The 23,264-nt window shown below is 40.9% G+C and carries 27 protein-coding genes; 23 read left to right on the top strand and 4 right to left on the bottom strand.

What is annotated here, in order from left to right; genetic code table 11:
• Nucleotides 1-135 precede the first annotated feature (135 nt).
• The 10 genes from recQ (at nt 136) to NST38_RS07810 (ending at nt 10,805) form a co-directional block, all read left to right on the top strand.
• On the top strand, nt 136-2,016 hold the full coding sequence (recQ, locus tag NST38_RS07765; protein WP_036669316.1) for a DNA helicase RecQ: 1,881 nt from the start codon (nt 136-138) through the stop codon (nt 2,014-2,016).
• Nucleotides 2,017-2,415: 399 nt separating this feature from the next.
• On the top strand, nt 2,416-4,458 hold the full coding sequence (locus tag NST38_RS07770; protein ID WP_036610630.1) for a B12-binding domain-containing radical SAM protein: 2,043 nt from the start codon (nt 2,416-2,418) through the stop codon (nt 4,456-4,458).
• A 370-nt stretch (nt 4,459-4,828) separates the two neighbouring features.
• Nucleotides 4,829-5,545, top strand: coding sequence for a tyrosine-type recombinase/integrase (locus NST38_RS07775; protein ID WP_341343879.1), 717 nt, complete (start codon nt 4,829-4,831; stop codon nt 5,543-5,545).
• Nucleotides 5,499-5,945, top strand: coding sequence for a tyrosine-type recombinase/integrase (locus tag NST38_RS07780; RefSeq protein WP_341343880.1), 447 nt, complete (start codon nt 5,499-5,501; stop codon nt 5,943-5,945). The genes NST38_RS07775 and NST38_RS07780 overlap by 47 nt, the downstream gene beginning before the upstream one ends.
• A gap of 157 nt (nt 5,946-6,102) precedes the next feature.
• Nucleotides 6,103-6,516, top strand: coding sequence for a CPCC family cysteine-rich protein (locus tag NST38_RS07785; protein ID WP_341343881.1), 414 nt, complete (start codon nt 6,103-6,105; stop codon nt 6,514-6,516).
• 186 nt (nt 6,517-6,702) lie between these two features.
• Entirely contained in the window at nt 6,703-7,281 is a 579-nt protein-coding gene (locus NST38_RS07790; RefSeq protein WP_341343882.1) for a hypothetical protein, read from the top strand.
• A 169-nt stretch (nt 7,282-7,450) separates the two neighbouring features.
• Complete coding sequence (locus NST38_RS07795; protein ID WP_341343883.1) at nt 7,451-8,068, top strand: phospholipase D-like domain-containing protein; 618 nt, start codon at nt 7,451-7,453, stop codon at nt 8,066-8,068.
• Between the two features lie 212 nt (nt 8,069-8,280).
• Entirely contained in the window at nt 8,281-9,102 is an 822-nt protein-coding gene (locus tag NST38_RS07800) for a hypothetical protein (protein WP_341343884.1), read from the top strand.
• Between the two features lie 167 nt (nt 9,103-9,269).
• Complete coding sequence (locus NST38_RS07805; protein WP_339188955.1) at nt 9,270-9,767, top strand: DUF6933 domain-containing protein; 498 nt, start codon at nt 9,270-9,272, stop codon at nt 9,765-9,767.
• Nucleotides 9,768-9,905: 138 nt separating this feature from the next.
• On the top strand, nt 9,906-10,805 hold the full coding sequence (locus tag NST38_RS07810) for a GIY-YIG nuclease family protein (RefSeq protein ID WP_339188953.1): 900 nt from the start codon (nt 9,906-9,908) through the stop codon (nt 10,803-10,805).
• A gap of 198 nt (nt 10,806-11,003) precedes the next feature.
• Here the strand turns inward: NST38_RS07810 and NST38_RS07815 are convergent, their stop codons facing one another.
• On the bottom strand, nt 11,004-11,444 hold the full coding sequence (locus tag NST38_RS07815; RefSeq protein WP_341343885.1) for a hypothetical protein: 441 nt from the start codon (nt 11,442-11,444) through the stop codon (nt 11,004-11,006).
• Between the two features lie 688 nt (nt 11,445-12,132).
• Here NST38_RS07815 and NST38_RS07820 point away from each other — a divergent pair.
• The 13 genes from NST38_RS07820 (at nt 12,133) to NST38_RS07880 (ending at nt 19,881) form a co-directional block, all read left to right on the top strand.
• Nucleotides 12,133-12,306, top strand: a complete 174-nt coding sequence (locus tag NST38_RS07820; RefSeq protein WP_341343886.1) for a hypothetical protein — start codon at nt 12,133-12,135, stop codon at nt 12,304-12,306.
• Nucleotides 12,307-12,463: 157 nt separating this feature from the next.
• Nucleotides 12,464-12,793, top strand: coding sequence for a DUF3024 domain-containing protein (locus NST38_RS07825; protein ID WP_341343887.1), 330 nt, complete (start codon nt 12,464-12,466; stop codon nt 12,791-12,793).
• A gap of 138 nt (nt 12,794-12,931) precedes the next feature.
• Nucleotides 12,932-13,576, top strand: a complete 645-nt coding sequence (locus NST38_RS07830; protein ID WP_036669326.1) for a DUF3885 domain-containing protein — start codon at nt 12,932-12,934, stop codon at nt 13,574-13,576.
• A gap of 115 nt (nt 13,577-13,691) precedes the next feature.
• On the top strand, nt 13,692-14,171 hold the full coding sequence (locus tag NST38_RS07835; protein WP_036669330.1) for a hypothetical protein: 480 nt from the start codon (nt 13,692-13,694) through the stop codon (nt 14,169-14,171).
• A gap of 47 nt (nt 14,172-14,218) precedes the next feature.
• Nucleotides 14,219-14,785, top strand: coding sequence for a histidine phosphatase family protein (locus tag NST38_RS07840; protein ID WP_036669545.1), 567 nt, complete (start codon nt 14,219-14,221; stop codon nt 14,783-14,785).
• Between the two features lie 55 nt (nt 14,786-14,840).
• Nucleotides 14,841-15,191 (top strand): hypothetical protein, encoded by a 351-nt coding sequence (locus NST38_RS07845; RefSeq protein ID WP_036669332.1) that lies wholly within the window; start codon nt 14,841-14,843, stop codon nt 15,189-15,191.
• Between the two features lie 46 nt (nt 15,192-15,237).
• Complete coding sequence (locus tag NST38_RS07850; protein WP_036669335.1) at nt 15,238-15,834, top strand: chloramphenicol phosphotransferase CPT family protein; 597 nt, start codon at nt 15,238-15,240, stop codon at nt 15,832-15,834.
• Between the two features lie 154 nt (nt 15,835-15,988).
• A complete protein-coding gene (locus NST38_RS07855) occupies nt 15,989-16,498 on the top strand; it encodes a DUF6933 domain-containing protein (protein ID WP_036669337.1) in 510 nt (169 codons plus the stop codon).
• Nucleotides 16,499-16,677: 179 nt separating this feature from the next.
• Nucleotides 16,678-16,935, top strand: coding sequence for a hypothetical protein (locus NST38_RS07860; RefSeq protein WP_036669338.1), 258 nt, complete (start codon nt 16,678-16,680; stop codon nt 16,933-16,935).
• A 120-nt stretch (nt 16,936-17,055) separates the two neighbouring features.
• Nucleotides 17,056-17,283 carry a hypothetical protein gene (locus tag NST38_RS07865; RefSeq protein ID WP_235193759.1) on the top strand — a complete coding sequence of 76 codons (228 nt, stop codon included), beginning with the start codon at nt 17,056-17,058 and terminating at the stop codon, nt 17,281-17,283.
• Between the two features lie 404 nt (nt 17,284-17,687).
• A complete protein-coding gene (locus tag NST38_RS07870; RefSeq protein ID WP_036669341.1) occupies nt 17,688-18,728 on the top strand; it encodes an ABC transporter substrate-binding protein in 1,041 nt (346 codons plus the stop codon).
• Between the two features lies 1 nt (nt 18,729).
• Entirely contained in the window at nt 18,730-19,506 is a 777-nt protein-coding gene (locus tag NST38_RS07875; protein ID WP_036610604.1) for an IucA/IucC family C-terminal-domain containing protein, read from the top strand.
• Nucleotides 19,507-19,551: 45 nt separating this feature from the next.
• Complete coding sequence (locus NST38_RS07880; protein ID WP_341343888.1) at nt 19,552-19,881, top strand: hypothetical protein; 330 nt, start codon at nt 19,552-19,554, stop codon at nt 19,879-19,881.
• 774 nt (nt 19,882-20,655) lie between these two features.
• Here NST38_RS07880 and NST38_RS07885 read toward each other — a convergent pair.
• From NST38_RS07885 to NST38_RS07895, 3 genes are read right to left on the bottom strand one after another with little or no spacing between them, the layout of a single operon-like run.
• Nucleotides 20,656-21,291, bottom strand: a complete 636-nt coding sequence (locus tag NST38_RS07885) for an ATP-binding cassette domain-containing protein (protein ID WP_036669344.1) — start codon at nt 21,289-21,291, stop codon at nt 20,656-20,658.
• A gap of 19 nt (nt 21,292-21,310) precedes the next feature.
• Complete coding sequence (locus NST38_RS07890) at nt 21,311-22,057, bottom strand: peptidase (RefSeq protein WP_341343889.1); 747 nt, start codon at nt 22,055-22,057, stop codon at nt 21,311-21,313.
• The gene (locus NST38_RS07895; RefSeq protein ID WP_036611077.1) at nt 22,054-23,001 is read right to left on the bottom strand and encodes a YydG family radical SAM peptide epimerase; all 948 of its coding nucleotides are present in this window, start codon (nt 22,999-23,001) and stop codon (nt 22,054-22,056) included. The genes NST38_RS07890 and NST38_RS07895 overlap by 4 nt, the downstream gene beginning before the upstream one ends.
• Nucleotides 23,002-23,264 lie beyond the last annotated feature (263 nt).

A 23,264-nucleotide genomic window follows, 5' to 3' on the forward strand; every position in this document is an offset into this window, starting at 1 on the left:
GCGTTTGCTTGACGGACAAGTCATGAGAACGCCATTTTGTTGTCAAGGATGCGGGATATGTGCCGCTTTCGGATGTCAGAATCGGATCGGACCAAGCTGGTGGAAAAACGCCGGTGATAAGTAAGGAGTCTTTACATGAGTGTGCAAACACCTACATTAGAAGAAGCGCAGGGTCTCCTGCAAAAATATTATGGCTACCCCGACTTCCGTGAGGGACAGAAAAAGATTGTAGCCAGTCTGCTGGAACGTGAAGATACGTTGGGTATTATGCCAACCGGGGGCGGTAAGTCGATCTGTTATCAGATCCCCGCTCTGTTATATTCGGGTCTGACGCTTGTTGTCTCCCCGTTGATCTCATTGATGAAGGACCAGGTCGATGCGTTGACGACCGCCGGAATTGCTGCCGCGTATATTAATAGTACACTGAGCGGCAAAGAAGTGAATGATCGCATCCGCGCGGCGCAGCGCGGTGAGCTGAAGTTGCTCTATGTCGCGCCTGAGCGACTGGAGCTGGATTGGTTCCGCGAGGAGATGGGCCATTTGCCGATCTCTTGCGTTGCCGTGGATGAGGCCCACTGTGTATCGCAGTGGGGGCATGATTTTCGGACAAGCTACCTGGCGGTAGCGCCGTTTGTGGACAGTTTGCCGGAGCGGCCGGTGGTTGCGGCCTTTACGGCTACAGCGACGCCCGAGGTCATGGGGGATATTCTGCGGCTGCTGCGTTTGCAGGACCCGCAGACGTATGTGACCGGACTTGGGCGGGATAATCTGGCGTTTAGCGTGCTGCGTGGCGAGAGCAAGAAGGATTTTGTCCTGAATTATGCGCGCGAGCATGCCAGCGAGCCAGGTATTATATACGCCGCGACCCGTAAGGACGTGGACGATCTGCATCAGCGTTTGTTGCAGGCGGGATTGCCCGCAGGACGCTACCATGCCGGCATGACGGACGATGAACGGTCCCAGAGCCAGGAAGCTTTTTTGTACGATGATATCCGAGTGATGGTGGCGACCAATGCTTTCGGGATGGGGATTGATAAGTCGAACGTGCGTTACGTTATTCATAACAGCATGCCGAAAAATATGGAGGCATACGTGCAGGAAGCCGGACGTGCAGGCCGGGATGGAGAGCCAAGCCAGTGTATTCTGTTATTCGGGGCACAGGACATTATCACCCAGAAGTTCTTGATTGAGCAGAATCCGATGGACGGCGACCGCAAACAGAACGATTACCGGAAGCTGCAACAGATGGTGGATTACTGTTACACGACGCGTTGTCTGCGCAGTGCGCAGCTGGATTATTTCGGTGAGGTGCATGACGATACACCTTGCGGTACTTGCAGTTCCTGTACGGACGACCGCGAGTTGGTAGACATGACGATTGATGCACAGAAAATATTCAGTTGCATTCACCGCATGCGTGAACGGTACGGTGTATCGCTGGTCGCTTCTGTGCTCAAGGGCTCCCGTGCCAAAAAAGTGCTCGATTACGGCTTCAACTCTCTGCCAACCTACGGCGTGATGGGTAATCGGACAGAGCGTGAGATATCGGAGATCATCAACGTGATGGTATCCGAAGGATATCTGATGCTGTCTGAGGGACAGTATCCGGTTGTGCGTTTGCAGCCACTAGCGGTTGAAGTGCTCAAAGGCCAGCGTGAAGTGATGCAGCGTGTTGTCCGCAAGACAGCGGCAACAGCTTCGGGTACGAACTATGGTGGACGCCGCGGACGCGATGCGATGCCATCTGCGGTTAATGAGACGGTATTTGAACAGTTACGCCTGATCCGGCGCGACTTGGCGGCGAAAGAGCATGTACCTTCATACATTATCTTTAATGATGCGACCCTGCGTGAGATGAGTGTGGTATGTCCACAGACAGAACGTGACATGCTGGATATCAAAGGGGTCGGTGAGGTCAAGTACCGCAAGTACGGACTTCCGTTCCTGGAGTTTTTCCAGAAGCAATCGGGCGAAGAAGTGGATACAGATGATGATGCGTTTTACGAGTATGAGTGAGTATGAAATGAGTAAGAGTGAATTGAGTATGAATTGTTAATTTTCACTTTCCAATCTTTGAAGTTGGTTGTCGCGTCTCTGTAGAGTGGACAAATGATGGCGAATTGTCTTTCAAAGGGTGGACATTGGCGTTAGGAATGGTCGACCGTATCGTATACAACATGTAGGTTCTAGGTGCGGGTTTTGTGCTGTATGTTGTGGTTCGGGTTTGACGGGGTGTATATGTCTTTTTGAAAAGAGTGTCCACTCTTTGAAAGACAAAAGTTGGATATGTCCATGAGACATGGAATGGCTAGTTCAAAAGAGGTTTAGATGAACAGCATCCGGGGCAGGATGGCTGTGCAGCTTTCCTTTTATCAAAAAAATATGGTCTGGGTGTCCAGGCAAAGGTTGTGAACCATGAAGGTTATTCTTTCTACATTAAATGCAAAGTACATCCATACCTCTTTGGCCTTGCGATGTCTGAAGGCGTACAGTGAGAAGGATTTTGATATTGACCTGGCGGAGTATACGATCAAGGACCCGGTGATGAATATTGTGTCTGATCTGTACCAGCGCGGCGCGGACGTGATTGGTTTCTCTTGTTACATCTGGAACATTGAAGAGACGATCAAGGTCATTGATAACCTGAAAAAGGTTATGCCGAACGTGAAAATTCTGCTGGGCGGGCCGGAAGTGTCCTACGACACGGAATATTGGATGAACCGGATTCCCAATGTGGATTTCATCGTGATGGGTGAAGGGGAAGAGACGCTGCATCAGCTTTTGATGGAGCTGGAAGGAAGCAAGAAGTTCCACTTTGTCTATGGACTGGCATATCGCAAAGGGGAAGAGGTCATTCTCATGCCAGGACGCCCGAAAGCGGATCTGAACGATCTGCCATCACCGCACCGTTTTGATGAGGATATCCCGGAGCTTGGGAAACGGGTTGTTTATTTTGAGACCAGTCGGGGCTGTCCGTTCAGTTGTCAGTTCTGTCTGTCCAGTATAGAGGTCGGCGTGCGCTATTACGATATTGAGCGGACGAAGTCGGACATTCTGTACCTGATTGAGAAGGGCGCAAAGCTGATTAAGTTTGTGGACCGGACGTTCAACATCAAGCGGGATTATGCGCTCGAAATGTTCAAATTCCTGATCGAGAATCATCAGGGGACGGTGTTCCAGTTTGAAATTACGGCGGATATTATGCGTCCCGAAGTACTGGACTATCTTGCAGAGAATGCGCCGCCGGGCACATTCCGGTTCGAGATCGGGGTTCAGTCCACGAATGATCCGACCAATGAACTGGTGAAACGTCGCCAGAACTTTACCAAGCTGAGCCGGACCGTGAACAAGGTAAAAGCCAGCGGGAAAATCGACCAGCATTTGGATCTCATCGCCGGACTGCCGGAGGAAGATTACAATACGTTCCGCAAAACGTTTAACGATGTGTTTGCACTGGGGCCGGAAGAGCTTCAACTCGGATTCCTCAAAATGCTACGTGGTACAGGTCTGCGTCTGGATGCGGAGAAGTATAACTACACATACATGGATCACGCGCCGTATGAGATTCTGGGCAGTGACGTGTTGCCGTTCAGTGACATCGTACGCCTGAAGCGGCTGGAGGATGTGTTGGAGAAATACTGGAACGCACACCGGATGGACCATACGCTGAAGTATCTGATGGAGCAGGAGTTCAACTCGCCGTTTGATTTCTTCCAGGCGTTCGGGGATTACTGGGAAGGTCAGGGTTGGCAGAAGATTGGTCACCAACTGGAGGATTTGTTCACTCGTCTGCACAGCTTCCTGGAGTCGCGGAATACGCCGCATATGGATATCGTGCTTGGCCTGATGAAGCTGGACTATTTCCTCGGTCACAAATACAAACCACGCAAAATCTGGTGGGAAGATCCGCTTCAGAAAGACCAGTGGGCGGGTTATATGAAAACGTTGGCTGAACGTCCAGAAGACGTTCGACTGCCACGTGTTGCCGGCGCCGCAGGCACGGCTTGGTTGGAAAGCAGCGGCACGGGTGCGAGTGTCGCTGCGGGAAGTTCGGCTGCTGCCGGAGAAGACTCTGCCGCAGATGCGGCGGGTGTGATCGGCAGCGAAGTCGGGGATGCAGCGTCGCTCACTTCGGGCGACGCAACAGGGTCCGCCGCGGATGGAGCGGCGGACATGGTGGACGGCAACGCTTCGCGTGCGTTGCCGATGACCTCGGCCATGACCGCACAGACGGTCATGGGTGCCCGTGCTTTCGCCGACCTTGGTCTCGGCGAAAAGGAACTGCAGAAGCACACCGTATTGGATGTGCTTCCGTTCCGGCTTGAGCGTGTGCTAGCTGGCGCCAGCCCGCTTGCCGCGAAAGGCCGGACGCTGCTGGTCGTTGTGTACCAGCAGCATGAAGGGCAGCAGGCGCAGTATTACACGCTGCCGCTGGGAGAAGAAGCCGCTGCTATGTAGGTGCAGCGGCCTGAGATAAGCTGTATGGCCTATTGGCATCATTCAGCAGGAAGATGTGCCACAGCTTTACGGTCCGTGGCACGTTTGGGGCAGGCATCACCGCTATGTGCGGGGGATGCCCGACTTGATGAGCACCGCGCTATTGACCGCGGTGCTTCTCAATGAGGTGCTGCCCATTGGGCGCAGCACCTCATCCTTACGCGGCTTGTCATTGCACAAGTCGCGCTCCGTACTACTTTTTACAACAGCATATATGTTCCGAAAGCATCGGAAGGCCGTCTGATTCCCTAGGGGATGAAGAAGGGCCTTCCTTTTTGTTTTTCAGAATGATAGCAATAGCATAAACAACCCAATCGAAGGAGAGTTTCCTATGAATGAACATGCTACTACCACAGAGACGATTACCATAACAAAAGGTTCCGCTGAATTACTGCACATCTACATCCCGTATAACCCTGCATATATTGAGCGCATTCGTCGGATCAAGGGCAGAAGGTGGGAATCCAAACCAAAAGTGTGGATCATCCCTTACACCAGAGCCGCTATACAGGAGTTCATGAATCAATTTGATTCAGAAGATGTTCAGATTGCCCCGGAGTTGTGGGTGGAAAGCGAGGATTTACAGCAATGGAAAACTAGCAAGGGAAGTAATCAATGGAGCAAAGAGCCGTTACAGAAGGCATTAACATTACGAGGATACAGCCGCAAAACGATCAAAGCCTATTGTAATCAGGTCGAACGTTTTCTAAGGAGCATTCCTCGTGAAAGTACAGATATGACTGCATCCAATGTGCAGACTTATTGCTTAGGTTTGCTAGAGCAAGGCATCTCCCATTCAAGCGTGAATCAAACGATCAGCGCAATTCGCTTCTATTGCAAACATGTACTCCATCATCCTACAGATATCCAGTATATTCGTCCCAAAAAGCAGATAAAATTACCTAAAGTCATGTCAGAAAAAGAAGTTGCTCAACTGCTCAAATCTGTTACCAATCTAAAGCATAAGACGATTCTGTTTCTCACGTATTCTTCTGGTCTTCGTGTTTGGCGAAGTCGTTCGTCTTCAATGCAGCGATCTGGATATTGAGCGTCAGACACTTATTGTACGGCAGGGAAAAGGTCAGAAGGATCGGAGAACTCTTCTCTCTAACCTAGCTTGGGAAATTGTGCAGGAATACATTATGGAGTATAGACCCAATCGTTGGTTATTTCCGGGACAATCTTCGGATCGGCCTCTTACCGAACGCAGCGTACAGAAGGTTTTTGAAGAAGCTAGACAACGCGCAGGTATTGTAAAAAAGGTTAGTATTCATGCCTTAAGGCACTCCTTCGCTACGCATTTACTGGAAAACGGAACAGACTTGCGCTACATTCAGGAGCGACTTGGTCATACGAGTGAACGAACAACTCAGCGATATACGCATGTGAGTATGAAAAATATTCAATGTATTCAGAGCCCGCTGGATCGTTTGGATCTGGGAGAGTGAGTTCTCCTATAAATCTACCTTTTTCACCAAATTATTCTTCGCAAATACTACAGCATCGGTTATCATAGACGTAGTTCGGATATCAGGCAAGATCTGTGGTATTTACGAAGTGCATAAATTAGATGTTAGCCGAAATCCGTAGAGGAGAATATAGATTATGAAACAGAGATACAAATGTCCTTGCTGTGGTTACTTAACCCTTTTCGAACTGTTTGAAATATGTAGCATGTGTAACTGGGAAGACGATGGACAGGACGACTCGCATGCTGAAGAAAGGTGGGGAGGGCCAAATGGAGACTATACATTAAGTGAAGCAAGGGCGAATTTTAAAAGACATCTCCATATGTATAGAGAGCCAATTGAAGATAAATATGAATACTCACTAAAAAAATTATTAATCCAAAAACATCACATATACATAGAGAACAATGAAATGGCGTTATGGGAACAAATAATTGATGTTAAGACTAAGTTAGATAACCTTATAGGGGAAAAGATCACTAAATACGAAAAAGATATAGAAAATCGTAGAAAGAATGGATATGAAGGTGACTCAGAGGACATCGGCTAACATAACATTCCTACGTCGTCGCTATCGCTCCTTGGTCGCCAAGAGGATTTTCTGAGAAGTGTAATCAGGCGACACATTCAATCGGCTAAGTCTGACGACCCGGACCTACGGTCCTTAAGCCGCTTGAACGTCAGGAATGGTAACGTTATCCGAAACCTTTCATATTTCTCGAAGGAGGATTCGAAGATGAATGTAAAAGAAAAATTTAATGCAAGTATGTATGTTGATATGTATCATGACTCATTTTTTCACATTCAGTCAAGTTTTGAGGGGGTTGAAGAATGTAAAAATAATCCTCAAATGAGAATAGAATTACAGGGATATGCTGAAGATGTTTTCAAACATTCGCTAACTGTTATATTTTTCACAGTTGCTACACTTGAGGCTGCTTTGTTTATTTATGGAAATACCATAACTCAACCAATAATCAATTCCACAAATATAGGTGCGTTTAATAGATGGAATAGAATTATAAAAGAGAAAACTAAAAAATCTAAACCCATTAACAATAAGCTAGCAAAAAAGGTGAGAAAACTTATTAAATTAAGAAACGAAATAGTTCATTTACAACCATTACAAGATCGAATTGAATTATTAAGCATTATCGAATTTATAAAGGATCTTAGAAATGAAGCTAGAGAAGCTGCAAATACAACAGAAGAATTTCTTTTAGCAATTCGAAGCTATGATGAAAGTAGTGAAATAATGAATGAAGTTTTAGAGAGAATTAATTATTGGAAGTCATATATAGACATCGGAAAATAATATGAGGTTTAGGGCTTCGGATAACATAATATTCAAGCAGCGGCTCCGTTGGAGCCTCGGTCTGCGGGATGGATTTCAAAGAGGGATTTCAGCAGACAACCCCGTTGGGGTTCATGAATACAGGAACGTTAGACGAAATAGCCTATTAAGTGATTAAAGGAGAGATACAATGGAAATCATTTTTCTGAGACCTGGAGTAGAAAATGAAGCTTTAAATGAAATTATTTCAGTAATTAATAACACAGAAAGAATTATAAGAGTAGCAGTTGCATATTTCACACATCCTCAGATAGCCACGGCCTTAATAAATCGTAATAAACAGGGAAGGAGGACACACTTTTTATTAAATACATCTGATATTATTCGCCCAGTAGGTGCTAGTTCGGAAATAGTAGTTTCTAAAGAACTGATGAAAGTAATTAATGAAGCTGACTACAACACTGAACTAAAAATAAAAAGCCTTGGACTAAGATCAAGAGGCAGGTATCAAAATATGCATCATAAATTTATGGTTTCAGATGATGTTGTGATATTTGGTTCAGTTAATTGGACTACAGCGGCACTGCATGGAAATTATGAGTGTTTAATTAAAACGAGTGATATTGAATTGATCGAAAAATTTATTGAGGAATTTGATGAAATCTGGAATCATGCTCAAGAGCTATACACTGATAAAGGTCAAATAAGGAGAATAATGTGTCCTGTATGTGAGGATTCAGAAGGGGTCGATTTTGAAAGTTACGGACCAATATGTACTTATTGTGGTCATAAATTTAATCTAGTATAGAACTTTGCAAGTATTTCAAGAAGACAGGCAACAACGTCTAACATAATATTCACGCTACGGGCATTCGCCCTAGGTGCGGCGTTTGCCGGACACTCAGCATGTGCTGAGTCGTGAATACAGGAACGTTATACGACAGAATCAAACAAAAAAAATCAAAGATAATGGTTAAAGAAAATTAATTCACATACATAGAATATTTATGGAGGTGTAGAATGTATCACAATTTTGTGCTAGTCCAAAAAATAAATAAACATGCAGACTTAAAGGTTTACTTTGCAACAGGACAATACATCAATTGGACCTATGAAACAATGAAAAGTCCCTCTAAGAAGCTTAATAACCCCATGTTTCCTATAACCATTACTGATCAGAGAGTAACAATCCAAGAGAAGCCAAAAGGACGAGAAACAAGTTGTTATAGAACCACTGAAAATAAAATTAGATTCATAGACGACTATGGAGTCCCCGAAGGATTTGTTATATGTGTAACAGGACCAGAAGGCTACATACCTAAATTAATAAAATTCGGTCCAAAGCCTAATGTATATAAACAAGGATTTTCCTATGAAAATCCTGGAATATTTGATTTCTATGTTAATGCAACTACAAGGGAGGCATCAATACTAATTCATACTACTGAAAGATCTTTATTCAGTATGGCAATTGATTTTGAGAAATATGATGGCGATTTCAATATACATAGAAAGACTAATTATCATGATACCTTTGATTTAACGATAGCTTTAAATGCAGGCAAATTTGAAGAAGTGACAAAAAAAGATGTACAGGACATCATGCCTAACATATTGGAATCACAGTCTGAGGAAATAGTCGAAGTAATGAATGAATTGATAGAACACCTTAATATAAGAGAACATAGTAGTGTACCTAATGCTCTTAAATTGAAAATTTCTAATGTGTTTAATAGTGTACTTGCCACAACTTCCGCCACAGTTACGATAGTGGATTCATACATTAATGATGGAAGTACGGGGAAGATACTTAAAACTTTAATAGAATATTTTTCTCAATAGTAAGTTGTTTAAATAATAATGAAGAATTAATTATGCGAGTATATCGAGAAGAGTGATTCCATCGTATAACATAATATTCATGCTGCGAGCATTCGCCGGACACTCGACATACGTCGAGTCGTGAATACGGGAACGTTAGGCAAAATAGACTGTGAAAGGATATATATATGATAACAATCTCATGTACTAAGAAGCTATTTGATTCTAGCTCTTTTATCGAAGAACAGAACAATGAATTAGAGGATGAACTCTACAAATGGCATGCCAATGTATTTCGAATGGCTAAAAAGAATAACTTAATTATTATGAATAATAAGACAAGGTATTGCTTTATCTTGTTTGGAATAAGGAAGGAGCACTATAAGAACTTTAAAGAGATATTCCTCAATGCACTTATAGAAAACTTAAAGGCGGAAGGAATCTCTGAACCCTTAATTAACAACTACATTAGTAATGCAAACAGTATGAAGTTCATCAAAACGTATGATAGAAGCGTCCTTGGATCAATGACAGATATGGTTAAAATGACTGAATTCATGATTGAAGATTATCTACCAATACAAGAAATGAATATCATCGAATTAAATAAAATAAACAACGACACTCCATTAGTAAAGCTAAAAAAATTCCCGAATCAATTTATGAGGGAGGCTCTTAGTATCTGAGCCTACAGTCTACTCCGTCTAACATAATATTCAGGCAGCGGGCATACGCCCTTGGTTCGGCATTCGCCGGACACCCAGCATGCGCTGGGTCGTGAATACAGGAATGTTATAAGAAATCAAATTAAAGGAGAAACAAAAGTGGGAAAGAAACTAACTATATTTCTTGTAGATGGCTCAGAAACAGGGCCCAGAACAATTGAAATCGGTAATTGGTCAGGAAAGGCTGTATACTCACAACGCTCTTCTCTGCCCCAAATTATAGAGCGCTCTGAGTTTAATAGACCTGGAGTGTATATTCTAAAATCTTTACCTAACAGCGACAACTATAATGAACGTATATACATAGGGGAATCGGAAAATCTCAAAAAGAGATTAAAGAAACATTTAGCTGATTCTGATAAGGACTTTATTGAAATTGTAGCTTTTATAAGCAAAGACGAAATGCTTACTAAGTCTCATATAAAGTATTTAGAATCTCGAATTATCTCTTTATCTAAAGATGCGAAAACAGCCGAAATTGATAATTCCAATCAGCCTGAACTAACGACTCTCCCTGAAGCTGATATTTCGGATATGGAGTACTTTTTAGAACAGATGAAGTTGATTTTTCCAGTAGTTAATTTTATGTTCTTGGTTCCCTCTATCCTCAAACAATCAATTGAGACTGTGGTAGCGCCGCTACAAGTTAATGGTGACATTGTATATAAACTGAAAAGCAAAAAAGCTTCTGCTAAATTAATTGAAACTGAAAAAGGGTATGTAGTTCTGTCTGGATCTCAAAGCTGTAAACAAACATCAAGTTCAATCTCTGAAGGATGGATCAAGCAGCGAAATAAGTTGATAGAAACCGGAGTTCTAATCGATGGCGGAGAATTTTATATATTTAATGAGAATGCGATTTTTTCTAGTATTAGTGCAGCGACTGCTGTAGTACTGGGGCGTCAAGCCGCAGGCCCTGTGGAGTGGATAGATATTAATGGAAGGACATTCAAGCAGAATCAGGAGAAGAAATTCGAAAGTGAGAGCAATGAAGATTAATTCGACATCACCTAACATAATATTCAAGCAGCGGCTCCTTCGGAGCCTTGGTCTGCGGGAAGATTTTCGGAGTGTTCTGGGTCTTGTATTCGCCGGTATGCATGATATGAAGCGTAACGTACAAGAAAAAAAGAATCGGGGAACCGATTCTTAAAGTAAGTCTCATTATTACAATTTAACCGAGTAGCCAATCTTACCTCAATCTCGTACTTCATGATAGATACCAGTCCACGGATCAAAAACGTATGAATTTACTTTTGAATTTTTTTCCACAGAAAACGTATAACCTTTTTTTAATTCATTAGATTCATTTTTTATTAACGTATTCTTCTGCTTATTAACCACATAAGGTTCTTCTAAGTTCTGAGTGACCTTAGCTACCGCACTTTCATACGTGTATTGAGGAAGGGTTACAGTTACATAAATTGGAATAAATATTAAAGAAAGTGTTTGTGAAAAAAGTGCTATTTCTTTACGTTTTTTGCTTGGTTGAGCTTTTAAGAAATAACTCAACACCATGAAAAAAACTAACAATCCAATAAAAGCAACCACATCCAAAACATTATTGTGACGATATTGTAAAAAAATTAAAAAAGACACTTCTATCAGACAAGCAAAAATTATTAGTTTTCTATACATCATATCTCCTTTGAATAAGTAGTTGAAGCTAACATCAATTGGCGTCAACTTATCTTAACTATATATTATTGAGTGGACTGTTTCTATATAGCCTTAGTTAAGAAGCCAAGTATTATATGCTCCGATTATACAAAAATAAGTATCACTTCTTCCATCTCCTTCAACTCTAAGCGGTACCCATTGAATGTTTCCGTCTTTGTATTAGTCTCCTTAGCATTTACGATAGTTCGCTTACTGCGCAAGCCAATCTCTCCGTTAGATCTCACTTTCCAAATCCTGTGCAGCAAATCTTTCATAAACTCGACAACGTATTGTAATATGAAGTGCGACACCTATTGGAAATAAATAAAAAAGGGTCCATGGCCGGATTCGTGTAGAATGAAGTCACCACAACACCATTCACTCAGGGAGAATCCACCATGAGTTACACACATCTTAGCATAACCAAACGCAGCAAGAAATCCTCCACCAGCAGGGCAAAAACTCACGAGCGATCGCAAAGGAGCGGGGCTCTAACACGTATTCACGCATTTGATAGTCTAAAAAGAATGCACTTGCGAAGAATTCGTTGACAACGTATAACATAATTTTCAATCAGCTACCTCGGGGGATGCACCGCGATCATTGACGCGGCGCTTTCCCCGAGAGTTGCTGCGCCTATGGGACGCAGCAGCGTAACACAAGCTGCATGGCCGAATGCATCATGCAGCAGGGGGAAGCGCCACGGCTATGGGGTCGTGGCGCTTTGTGGCGTGCATCACACAGCGTAGCAACGGTGGATGCACCAAGTGCTGCCATCACGGAAGCGTGCTCGAGATGGCAGCATGAGCACCGCGCTGATGCACTCGGTGCAACTCCGTGAGGTACTGCCCCATTGGGCGCAGCACCTCACCCTTACACAGCTTGCCCTTGCACAAGCCGTGTCCCGGTTTCTTTTACAAGTAAAGCATCATTCAAATCGGAGAAAACAACATGATATAATCAAAACAAAATGGATCAAGGAAGGATAGTTAGAAAACATGGATGATTTTACGAAGAAACGCATTCAAAAGATTATGGACCATTACACCGAAAATGCAGTACCTGAGCATGTGAAAAGTCAGATAAAGATTAGTTATAAAATCAGAGGCAACCATGTGACGTTGATTGAAGAAAGACAAGCCTTTCAAAGCGATCAATGGGTACAGATGCCGGTAGCACAATTCAGAATGGATGAGAAGGTATGGAAAGTGTATTGGCAGGACAGTAAAGGAAAGTGGTATTACATCGATGATATCGATCCGAACGAAGATTTTGAAACACAGCTCAAGATCGTGGACGAAGGTCATAACGGAATGTTCTGGGGTTAATATTTCTGAAAAGGCGTTGGGGGGTTGAGTAACCCAATTAATATTAAAAGATCTGAATATAAAACCGCAAACCTTTGAAGAGACGGATACCTTCTTTAATCTGGCATTCATCTTTAAAGTGAACTTGGAGGCCACAGAATGGATCTGAAGACGTACCTGGCAGAGCATTTTCCAAACCTGACCTTAGAACCGCCTCTTTTTTATAATTGGGATGTTGCAATACGATTCGAACTTGGCAATCCACTAATGTTTGGAATGAATACAGAGCATTACATGGAACAAGTGTATCATCGATCACTCGAATTATTTAAAGCTCTTCATGATCAAGAAGATGAAGTCCTATTAATAACTCAAGCTTATTTTGCAGATAAGCTTAAACACAAAGTGGAAAAATTGAACCTGTACAGAAAATATATCAAGAAGAAAGGGCCGATTAGAGCCTTGAGCCTTGAGATATTTCCAGGTTTGGATTGTGAACCGGATGACATCCTAAACCCAAGGAACAACATGTATAGGTATTGGACTAAATGTAGAGTTGAGGGCTTGAGATATAATCAGTTAATCAAAGCTATATGTAATCATGAGGTTGGAATTAAGCCAAAGATATATCATAGGGTGTATTTCATTAATATAAGTAAGAAAACGATATTTCATATCTATGATGATAGAGGTTGCGATGTGATTTCAGCATCAAAAGAAGCACTAACGGATATCTATACAGAATATAACGATTGGATTCTAGATTATGATCGACACAGAATTAACAATATATTTATAGGATAATGGGGTGGATGATCCAAGGAAGTTCCCAGATGTTGATCGCACAGGGATAATGTATTATTTGAAATACAGGTTTGGAAAGAACTTTAAGAGTGTTCCGATGTAAGGAGTATGGATTATGGATAAAAAAGAGAAGAAGATTATTATTGCTATAATTGTACTTGCTGTAGTTGTATTAGGAGTTATATGGTACCTAAAAGTAGGCTATCTATTAAAGAAACCGGAGATGCCTGAGGCAAATATTGCAATTCAGACCCAAATGGTGGATGGTGGTGCGATCAGTTTACGAAATGCTGATTATACGGAAAATCAAATCAAGATTGGATATGAAGTGAAAGGGTTTAGTTTGGAGGAATATAATATTGCTTGTGAGCTTTATCGTGACGGACATTTGATTTCAACTTCTGGCTCAACAGGTGGAGGTTTGATAGAACTGGACGAAAAGCATTATTACTTCATCGGTTATGAGAATATAACTGAAATGACTTTGCCTGAATCTATACATCTAAACGTGAAGATTAAAGTGATACCCAATGATTTTAGACAAAAATCGATAACTTTAACATTTGACGTTAGTCTTGATAAAGAAGTGAAATAGATTAAAGAGGGCAGTAAATTTTGATAAAAGAAATTCAAGGGGGTCCTATGAAGACCATCGTTTATATGGTAAGGCATGCGGAGTCACCGTATACGGAAGGAACGGAAAGAACGAGGGGGCTTACCCTACAGGGCAAGATGAATGCAGAACGAATAACGGAAATATTAACGAATGAAGGAATACATGCCATTGTCTCAAGTCCTTATGCCAGGGCTATTCTGACCTTAGAGGGTGTGGCAGCAGCGTTAGAATTAGATATTCAGATCATGGAGGATCTGCGGGAAAGGCATTTTTCAGATGATATGATTGCGGATGAAGAGTTTGAGCCTGCTTCGAAGAAGATGTTCGATGACCCGGATTATGCATTGCCAGGGGGCGAGTCGAACACGGTTTGCCAGAGTAGAGCAGTGGGCGTGTTGAAACAGATATTAGAAGAATACAAGGGTGAAAAAGTGGCGATCGGCACACACGGACATGTAATGACGTTGATGATGAATTACTTTGATTCGAGTTACGGATTGGATTTTATGAATCAAACCAAGAAACCGGACATTTATCGACTACAATTTGACGAGATGGAATTAGAGAACGTGACAAGGCTATGGAGCGAATGAAAGTGAGTAAGCGAGAACGCTTGTTCATAATTTTGGTTACAGGGGAGTGATTCCAATGACGTTACAAAACTTGTTTCTTGGAAAACCAACGAAACTATGGAATGAGAGAATGATTGAAGGCGGAGATGAGCTTTTCACAGAAGAGAGATTACTCATGTCTGATCAAGCCCTAGATACATATTTGCACCAATTAATAGCATTACAAGAAACGCAAGATTCTGAGCGCATGATGAAGGCTGTAGAAGAAGTTGTGCTTAGGTTTAATGAAATGAATGAGGCCAATGGTTATTTTATTGAGACGATGGAACGTGAAGAATTGGCTGATTTTATAGACAAGGCGGCTAGACTGGCTGGATTAGACATCCAGGAGGATGAAGACATTACGGAAGAATGGAGAGAGTGGTAATTCGGCAGAACAGTGTTTTCCAATTTTAATGATAAGGGTGATCAATATGGAACGAGGACTCATTATATTTTTGAACGGAACGTCAAGTTCGGGGAAGACAAGCATTGCGATGGAAATGAAAAATCAGGGAGACATTCCGTTTCATCATCTATCTGTAGATCAATTTCTGCATAATTATGATCAGTTTATCGACAATACATATCCAGATATGAAACCAACAAGAGAAGTGGAACACCATGTGATGACCGATATCCTGTTCGATCCCATCAATTCGATGTACTGTGCAACCATTAAGCTATTTTCGGAAATGGGTTTGAATGTCATCGTGGATACAGTCATCAGCAATGACAAGTGGTTTAATGATTTTTATGAGTTACTATCGGATTATCCGATATTGTTTGTAGGCGTGCAGTGCTCGAAAGAGGAACTCACCAGAAGAGAGCAGAGCAGGGGAGACCGCGAGATTGGACTTGCCCATTCCCAGTTTGATTACATCTACTCCTATGATGAATATGATCTGGAAGTGAATACGGAAGAGCTTAGCTCAGCTGCATGTGCGGAAAAGATATTAAGTTATATGAAGTCTGATCAGGAATACTCGGCATTTAAGAAATTAAGCAGAAGAGAGGTAAAAACACCGTAAAAGAAATGAATTCAAGACCAAGGCTGGTAAGGTGGTCAAAAATTGGAGATGGAGGATTAGACCTCAAGACAAAGTCTGTATTTTGCAAACAAATTTGGATATAGTTCGCTTGAAGTAGTTTATAATCAGCTTAAGGAGTAAGGAGGAGTCGAGCATGATTATTTTCAAAGCAACCCAACTCACATTAAAAGATCTTCATGCCAAACCGGAAACCATCCAAGACAGCGATGACTTCTTTAGTTGGCATGCAAACTTCTTCACGTTGTATGGCAGAAAACACTATGTGTTTATGAATGATTTGTCCAGATTAAGCTTGACTGTCGATGGGATTAGAACGAATCAAGCGAATAAACTGGCAGGAATCTTTAAAAAGAATTTAGAGGACTATTTGGCCGTTGAGAAACTTCCTGACCACCTGGTGAACTATTATTTGGAAAAATGTAATGAGAGCATGATCACCAAAACCGATAGTCGAAGTGTTATAAGTACCATGAATGAAATCATGCTTGTGATGAAGACGCTTGAAGTTGAAGATAATGATTTTCGTGATAAAGATGAACGGCATATGAGGAATAATAGATCTATGTATAAACCCATCGACTATAAAAAACCCATTGAGATATTTGTTAAAGAGCTTCAAACACGGTTTGAAATGGAGAGTTAGAGAAACTGGATTTTCATCGGAGACCTCTAATGCAAAAACAGTATAAGATAGATCATGGTGGGTTATTCCAGCAAACCACATCTGGTCAAGTCAGACGTCTCGAATACGGTAAAATGAGATCAGGAGATATGTTAAAATTACAGAAAGTAGAACTAACTCAATAACAGGAGGTAGAACACATGAAATGGCAAGAAGTTAGAGAACTGTTCCCTGACCAATTTGTTCTGGTTTCTATCATTCATTATCATGAGGAAGATAACAAAAAAATAGTAGATGAAGTTGCACCAATCCGAACCATATCAGAACGAGATGTAAATAAAGAGTTTTTTCAAGTAGAGCCTGGTAACGTCGTGTATCATACTTCAAATCAAGACTTTGTGATCAACCTTCGCAGAGATCCATTAATGAGAGTGAGACGTAATACGAATGAAAATTAACTATGATGGTCAGTTAATTACAACGTCACTCACCATTACATTTAGAGGCAGAGTATTAAGAATAGATGATGTAATTATAGATACAGGATCCTCACATACGATCTTTTAGAGGAAGTCGGTGTGACCTATGAAACCGGCGATTCGATATATGAAGCATACGGGATTGGAGGAAGTATTCCTTTCTACACCAAAGTCATGGACAGGATTGAAATAGGAACAAAAAGCATTGGGAATATAGAAATAGATGTAGGCATATTACCTAAAGAACATAAAGGGCTTCTCGGATTGGATATTCTGAAACAACAAAATTTTATAATTGATCTGAAAATATTAGAATTACATTATTGAAAATTATAGTAATGAATGAGACCTATTTATAGTGCGTTTCGGATAATAAGATACATATACAAGTGGTTTTTACCTAACAAATTTTGTTGGGTTTTTTTGTTCTAGATCCTACGCGCTTTTCAACAGTTGAATTATGCTCTTATCCCATTACTCTAATCCGTAACCAACACTAAACATAAGCACGATTCGCTGCCATGAAACCGATTGCCCGTTCTCCGGTTTGAGCACAAGAAGCATGGTTTATTTTCTTCCAAGAAGCTATTGCCTTTCTCCGCACCATGTCGCATTAGTCCGGCTCAAATGTCGCAAAAGTACATGGTAACGCGATGCGTAGATCGTATATACTCTCTTTATGTTTCGATAATGAAAATCATTATCAGTATTATACATAAGGGGGATTCATCATGAATCAAGGAACAAAGAGGCAGGCTGCCGGAAGCAAGGCATATGCTGCTCACAAATCACGATTATTCATGGGCTTGATGTTGGCCCTTATTCTTGTCCTGACGGCTTGCGGTGCCGCAACAGGTACAGATAGCGGTAAACAATCTGGGGCAACGCCAGCGGAGACAGCTGCGAATGCGGAAACGCAGACGGACGGAGCTTTTCCCGTAACGATCACACACATGAAGGGTGAGCTGACGCTAAACGAAAAACCACAGAGAATTGCAGTCCTTGATGTTAAGTTTCTGGATCAAATGTTAGCGGTTGGTGAGAAGCCGGCTGGCAGTGTTATCGCTGGAGGTAATACCGATTATCCAGAATACTTAGGCGATCAGCCGAGTGATGTACAGGTTCTGGGTACACGGGACGAGCCTAATCTGGAAGCGATTGTAGCCTTGGACCCGGATCTGATTATTATGACGGATTTCCAGGAGAAGCAGTATGAGAGTGTAAGCAAAATTGCACCTACTCTCGTACTGGACTTCTACGAAGACTGGCGTGATACGTTAGCCACAGTTGCTAAGATTACAGATAAGCAGGACGAAGCGGAGAAAGTGCGTACAGCCTATGAAGAGAAAGTTGCTGGACTGAAGGCTAAGCTGGCGGAGAAGATGGGCGATGAAACGGTAGCTCTTATTCGTCCGAGAAAAGAAGGCATTCGTGTTCATGGTATCGAGCATCGCACAGGCGGCATTCTGTATCAGGATTTGGGTTTGAAAATGCCTGCACTTGTTGAGGGAATCAAGGATGATACTTCTGTTGAGATCTCGATGGAGAAAGTCCCTGATATTAAGGCAGATCGTTATTTTGTGCTGTCGGATGAGCTGTTTGCGGCAGAGGCAGAGGCTATGTTAAGTAATCCCGTGTGGAAGTCCCTTGATGCTGTGAAAAATAACCGCACGTATGACGTTAACTCAACATTGTGGATTGCATATTACGGACCTCTTGCGATTAATCTTATTGTAGATCAGGCATCGGAAGCCCTGCTCGGATCGAATTAATATGAACCCATATCTCTCGACAGACTTATGGAAAGAGACAGTGGAGGATTATTCGATCTTGCTCGGTGAGCCACCTGAACATAGTGTCCGTACCATTGCTCTAAGTGAGTTGCATGACGAAGCGGCATGCCGAGAGTACATCAGCTGGTTTCAGGAGTACATCGATGCTCCTGACATGAAGGTTGCCGCTTCCATGTTAGCCAAGCGAATTGGCTATCTGTGGACGGCTCCGCTGGTGACCGCGATGACTTTTCATCATCAGCATGTTTCGTTTCAGCTGGAGAACAGCTTTCTCTATCATCCGGCGCTCTCAGATCATGAGGGCGGCACACGATTTCCTTTTCTAGCGGTGAATGGACTTCAGGCTGAAGGACTAACGGGAGACAGGGCAGTGTGGCGGGAAAAGGTGGTCGAGGAGATGTTTGCAGTACAACTTACACCGCTGTTAAAGACGCTTGCTGCGATTGCGCCACTTTCGATGAGTATTCTCTGGGAGAATATCATGGTACGTATCGGCCGACTATTCGCTCCTGATGAAGCCGAGACTGAGCAGGAAAGTAAGATCATTCGAGAGGACTTTTCATATCTGACGCAGGTGGCATCCGGGGAAGTGTTTGGTGAGAGGAAGAATCCGTTAACCCGCTTCACCGATTGTAAGGACAATGTGCATGTTGCCAAAAGCGAGCGAATTACCTGCTGTTTCTATTACCAGATGTCAGGCGAATATTGTCTCAAATGTCCGAAAATTGACAATGAGAAAGAATCTCAACTAAAATGACAACAGCAACAAATTTACCTTTGCTATTGTCAGGAGATGAGAAAAATGCCGCTGCAAGAACAGACAAGTCTATGGAGTGATACGGCGATCAAGATGCTTGACGGGTATAGCGGTACTTTGCAGACAGGTAGCGTTTTACACGAAACGGAATTAACTTCAAATGTGCTGCTGCTGGCATATGGAGGGGAAGGGGAGCTTGCAATGGATGGCGAGGGTTGCCACATTGGAGCTTCTTTTGCTTGTCATGTGGTGAAGGGATCATCGTACACGCTGACGGCCAGATCAGTTTCGGAGAGGAATCACAGCAGAAAACTGTTAGGGTTCAGAAATACGCAACCTTTATGTTTTGATGGGACTATCCATATAATGGTGTAAAAAGAGTTGATATCAGATTGCCACAAAGTCCAGCTTGTACATCAACTTTTTAGTCAATTCCAAGCTTTAACCAACGTTTGTTCATCAGTTTACTTATCAGAACACTCATTACAAATAAGATACCATTATAGACAATAACCGTTAATACATTACTTAGAGAAATGAAATTGCTCCCTTGTACAAACACTTGGTCAATATGGGAATAAAGGAGATTCGAAGCGTCGAATACAGCAACATATGTTAATTTATCAGAACTAGCTACTAAAACGACACCTAATATCCAGTATAAGATGCTTAAACCAATACTCATCAAGATGTTAGATGAAAGCAAACTGATTGTCCCAATAATGAGGATATATTGTGTGACTACAGACGTCAACAAAAACACCATAAGAAAAAACAGGCTAAAATCCTTGTACATCATAGATACAAATGAAAGTAATATTGTAATTAAAATAAGCGATTCCATAAAAAGTACAGCAACTTTATTCAAAAAAAATCTAAGACTGTCATACGATAATAATCTATAAAACAGAATGGTTTTATTAGAGTATTCTTTATTAACGAAGAATGCAATGATAAACGAGAACATTAAAAATCCAAATTGAGTAAACACAGTATACGTACTGAAGAGATACTCTCGATAACTTAGAGATGTAACTTTATCAATTCCAATAGGAAGGAACCAACCGATTAAGAACGACAATACAAAAATAAGTGCCAGAAACATAAATACTTTATTAAATAGGCTTTTTGCAAATTCAATCATAGTCACTAGTCCTCAATATATATTTTTATTAGTTGATCTTTGTCCTCGTATTGCACTAGTTTTTTGTCTTGAAAGAGGAAGTACCTTCCCTCGATGTTTTTGAGATCTGATAAATTGTGAGTGATGTTTAATATGATTTTGTTTGAATGCTGCTTGCTATAGATATTAAGAAATTGGTGAATCTCATTGACTGTTTTTTTATCAAGAGAATTAGTGATCTCGTCCAGAATGATAATCTCTTTATTTTCTAAAAGAAATGATACCAGCTTAAGCTTCTGTTTCTGTCCATCACTTAAATTTTTAATGAGAATGTTGGATGGTATATTTTCAATATTCAATAAATCACTAAGCTGATCCAACATCATCCGATCATATCTTTTAATTAATATCTTAAAAAGCAATTTTGCGGAAATATCTTCAGGTATATTAGAATAACTTGAGATTACGGTTAGATTTGAGGATAGTTGTTTCGGGAAAAAACCGCTCTTATTTAGAATAAAGTCTTTCGCCAATCTGGATTTCCCCACACCGTTCTTCCCTACAATATGGTTGACACTCCCTGGTTGAAAATGTAAATGTGCGTGATCAAGCAAGAGATTATTTTTGATTCTTAACGTATAGCCACTTATATCTAAAACCATGGCATGAATTCCTCCTCTTTTAAAACCACAATAATACTGAACGTATAGCTAGTAAAACTCCAATAATCTGAATTATTTTAATAATCAAATGATTTTTCTTAGAGTTTTCAAATTCATCTTTATTTAGGAGTGTAAGTAAAATTTTATATCCATCAGAGTTCAACACGGGGATCACATTCCATAATAATGCTAAAAAGAAGAAAATATATGATACCGACAATATATCCATTTTCAAGAATAACGTATTGATGATCTGGAACGTTAAAATAATGAATAAATTTATGTAAATACCTGCTGAATGAACAATGAGCTTTTCTTTTTTGGATAACATATAAATATCGTTTAGTTGAACATAAAAAGAAGGAAAAACATAAAAGTTCATTTTGAATCCAACTTTATTATGCTTCCGCCCAAAAAAATTCATGGATTTTATGTGGCCTAGCTCATGAATAAAGACATTAAAAATCATGTAAGAAGCAAAAATGAAATAGTTTTTCAGGTTATGTTCAAACCCAGGGAATTTATAACCGAAAAAATGAATAAAATAAAGATTAGACACAAGTAGTATTAAAAAAATTGTGATATAAATGGTGAAATTCACAGAATTAATTTTACTCTTATATTCGGTCAACTGCTCCTTTAAAGTTTCATTTAAATGGATAATACTTGTCTTATAAAATTCTTTTTTGCACTTATCTTTAACAAAGACTTCGTTTTCTACAAAAATTTCATATTCTTCGTTTTCAAACGTAAAACACTGCTTCATACCATATTCTCGTAGTAATTCATCATATATGGTGTTAACAAATCAATATTCTCTTCCGTTTTAAATAAAATATTGCAAATGTTACATATTGATGAAAATTGTTCCGGAATTTTAATATGATTAAATTCAGGGTTGCTCTGAACTATATCAATAAACCATTTAAACCCTTCCTTTCTCATAATGTAAAATAGAAGATTGGCGTTTAATTTTTCAATGGTTCTGTCAAACGTTTGATCCATACTTTCTCTCAAATGCAATTTGGTATCAAATACCGCTGGCGAGCAACAAGGATATATTTGACCATCAAAATGATACACGACTTCAAATCCAGGACAATGCAAACTCCTTTCGTTACTGAGTTTATAAATATGTTGAAAGCTGTCCGGTTCTTCATGTTTTGCTTCTCCAACTGGCATGAGTGGGAACTTTGTCACTCTGATCCCAAGCAAAGATTCTCCCATATATTCTAATATACGATTAGACATTTTACTTTTTGTTACAGCCATATTTAGCGCCACGCTCGTATTAGAGAAGTCTCTGCTACATTCCAGTATATTTTTAATGGCGTCTGCTTTAACGTATGGTTCATGAAATTCATCATAACTTATTGTTAGATTGGTCACATTGTAATACTCCATGTCGTTAAAATACTGTTCTGTTTTTTTTCTACTCATACCCCAAAAGCCGTTACTAATAAGGGTGATTCTCTTCTGATGAGGTTTTATAATTTCTAATAGCTCTTGTAAAAATGGATAGTTCAAAAAAATTTCTCCACCTGTGAATGAAATCAAGTTTACTTTTTTATTTTCAGCCAATTCATGGGCAAGTTGTCTTATGTAATTTGGCTCCATAGACTGAGTCGAGGCTGGAGAACAAGAAAAGCAGCAATGAGCGCAGGCTGCGTTACATTTCGCTCCCAGGTTTATGACCGCATTGTTATACATGAACATTTCCTTTCTACCGTTCTTAAATGAAGTGAGATGTAAAAGCGTTATTTCATACACAGTCGCTCGAAATTCCTACTAAATAATTCCTAATAAAGTAGCCAGACCCCATAATTAGTGGTTGGCAGTCTTCAGGCGCAAATTGTGCCAGAGCTCACATGAGTAATTCCCGTATGTATCAAAATTGATGAAGAAGCTTGGAGCTTTAGATGACTCAACCACTAATTTGAGTTTTAGCTTTTATGGAATTCACAGATTCAGAA

The organism is Paenibacillus sp. FSL H8-0104 (assembly GCF_038050215.1).
In the GTDB taxonomy this organism is placed as follows: Bacteria; Bacillota; Bacilli; order Paenibacillales; family Paenibacillaceae; genus Paenibacillus; species Paenibacillus amylolyticus.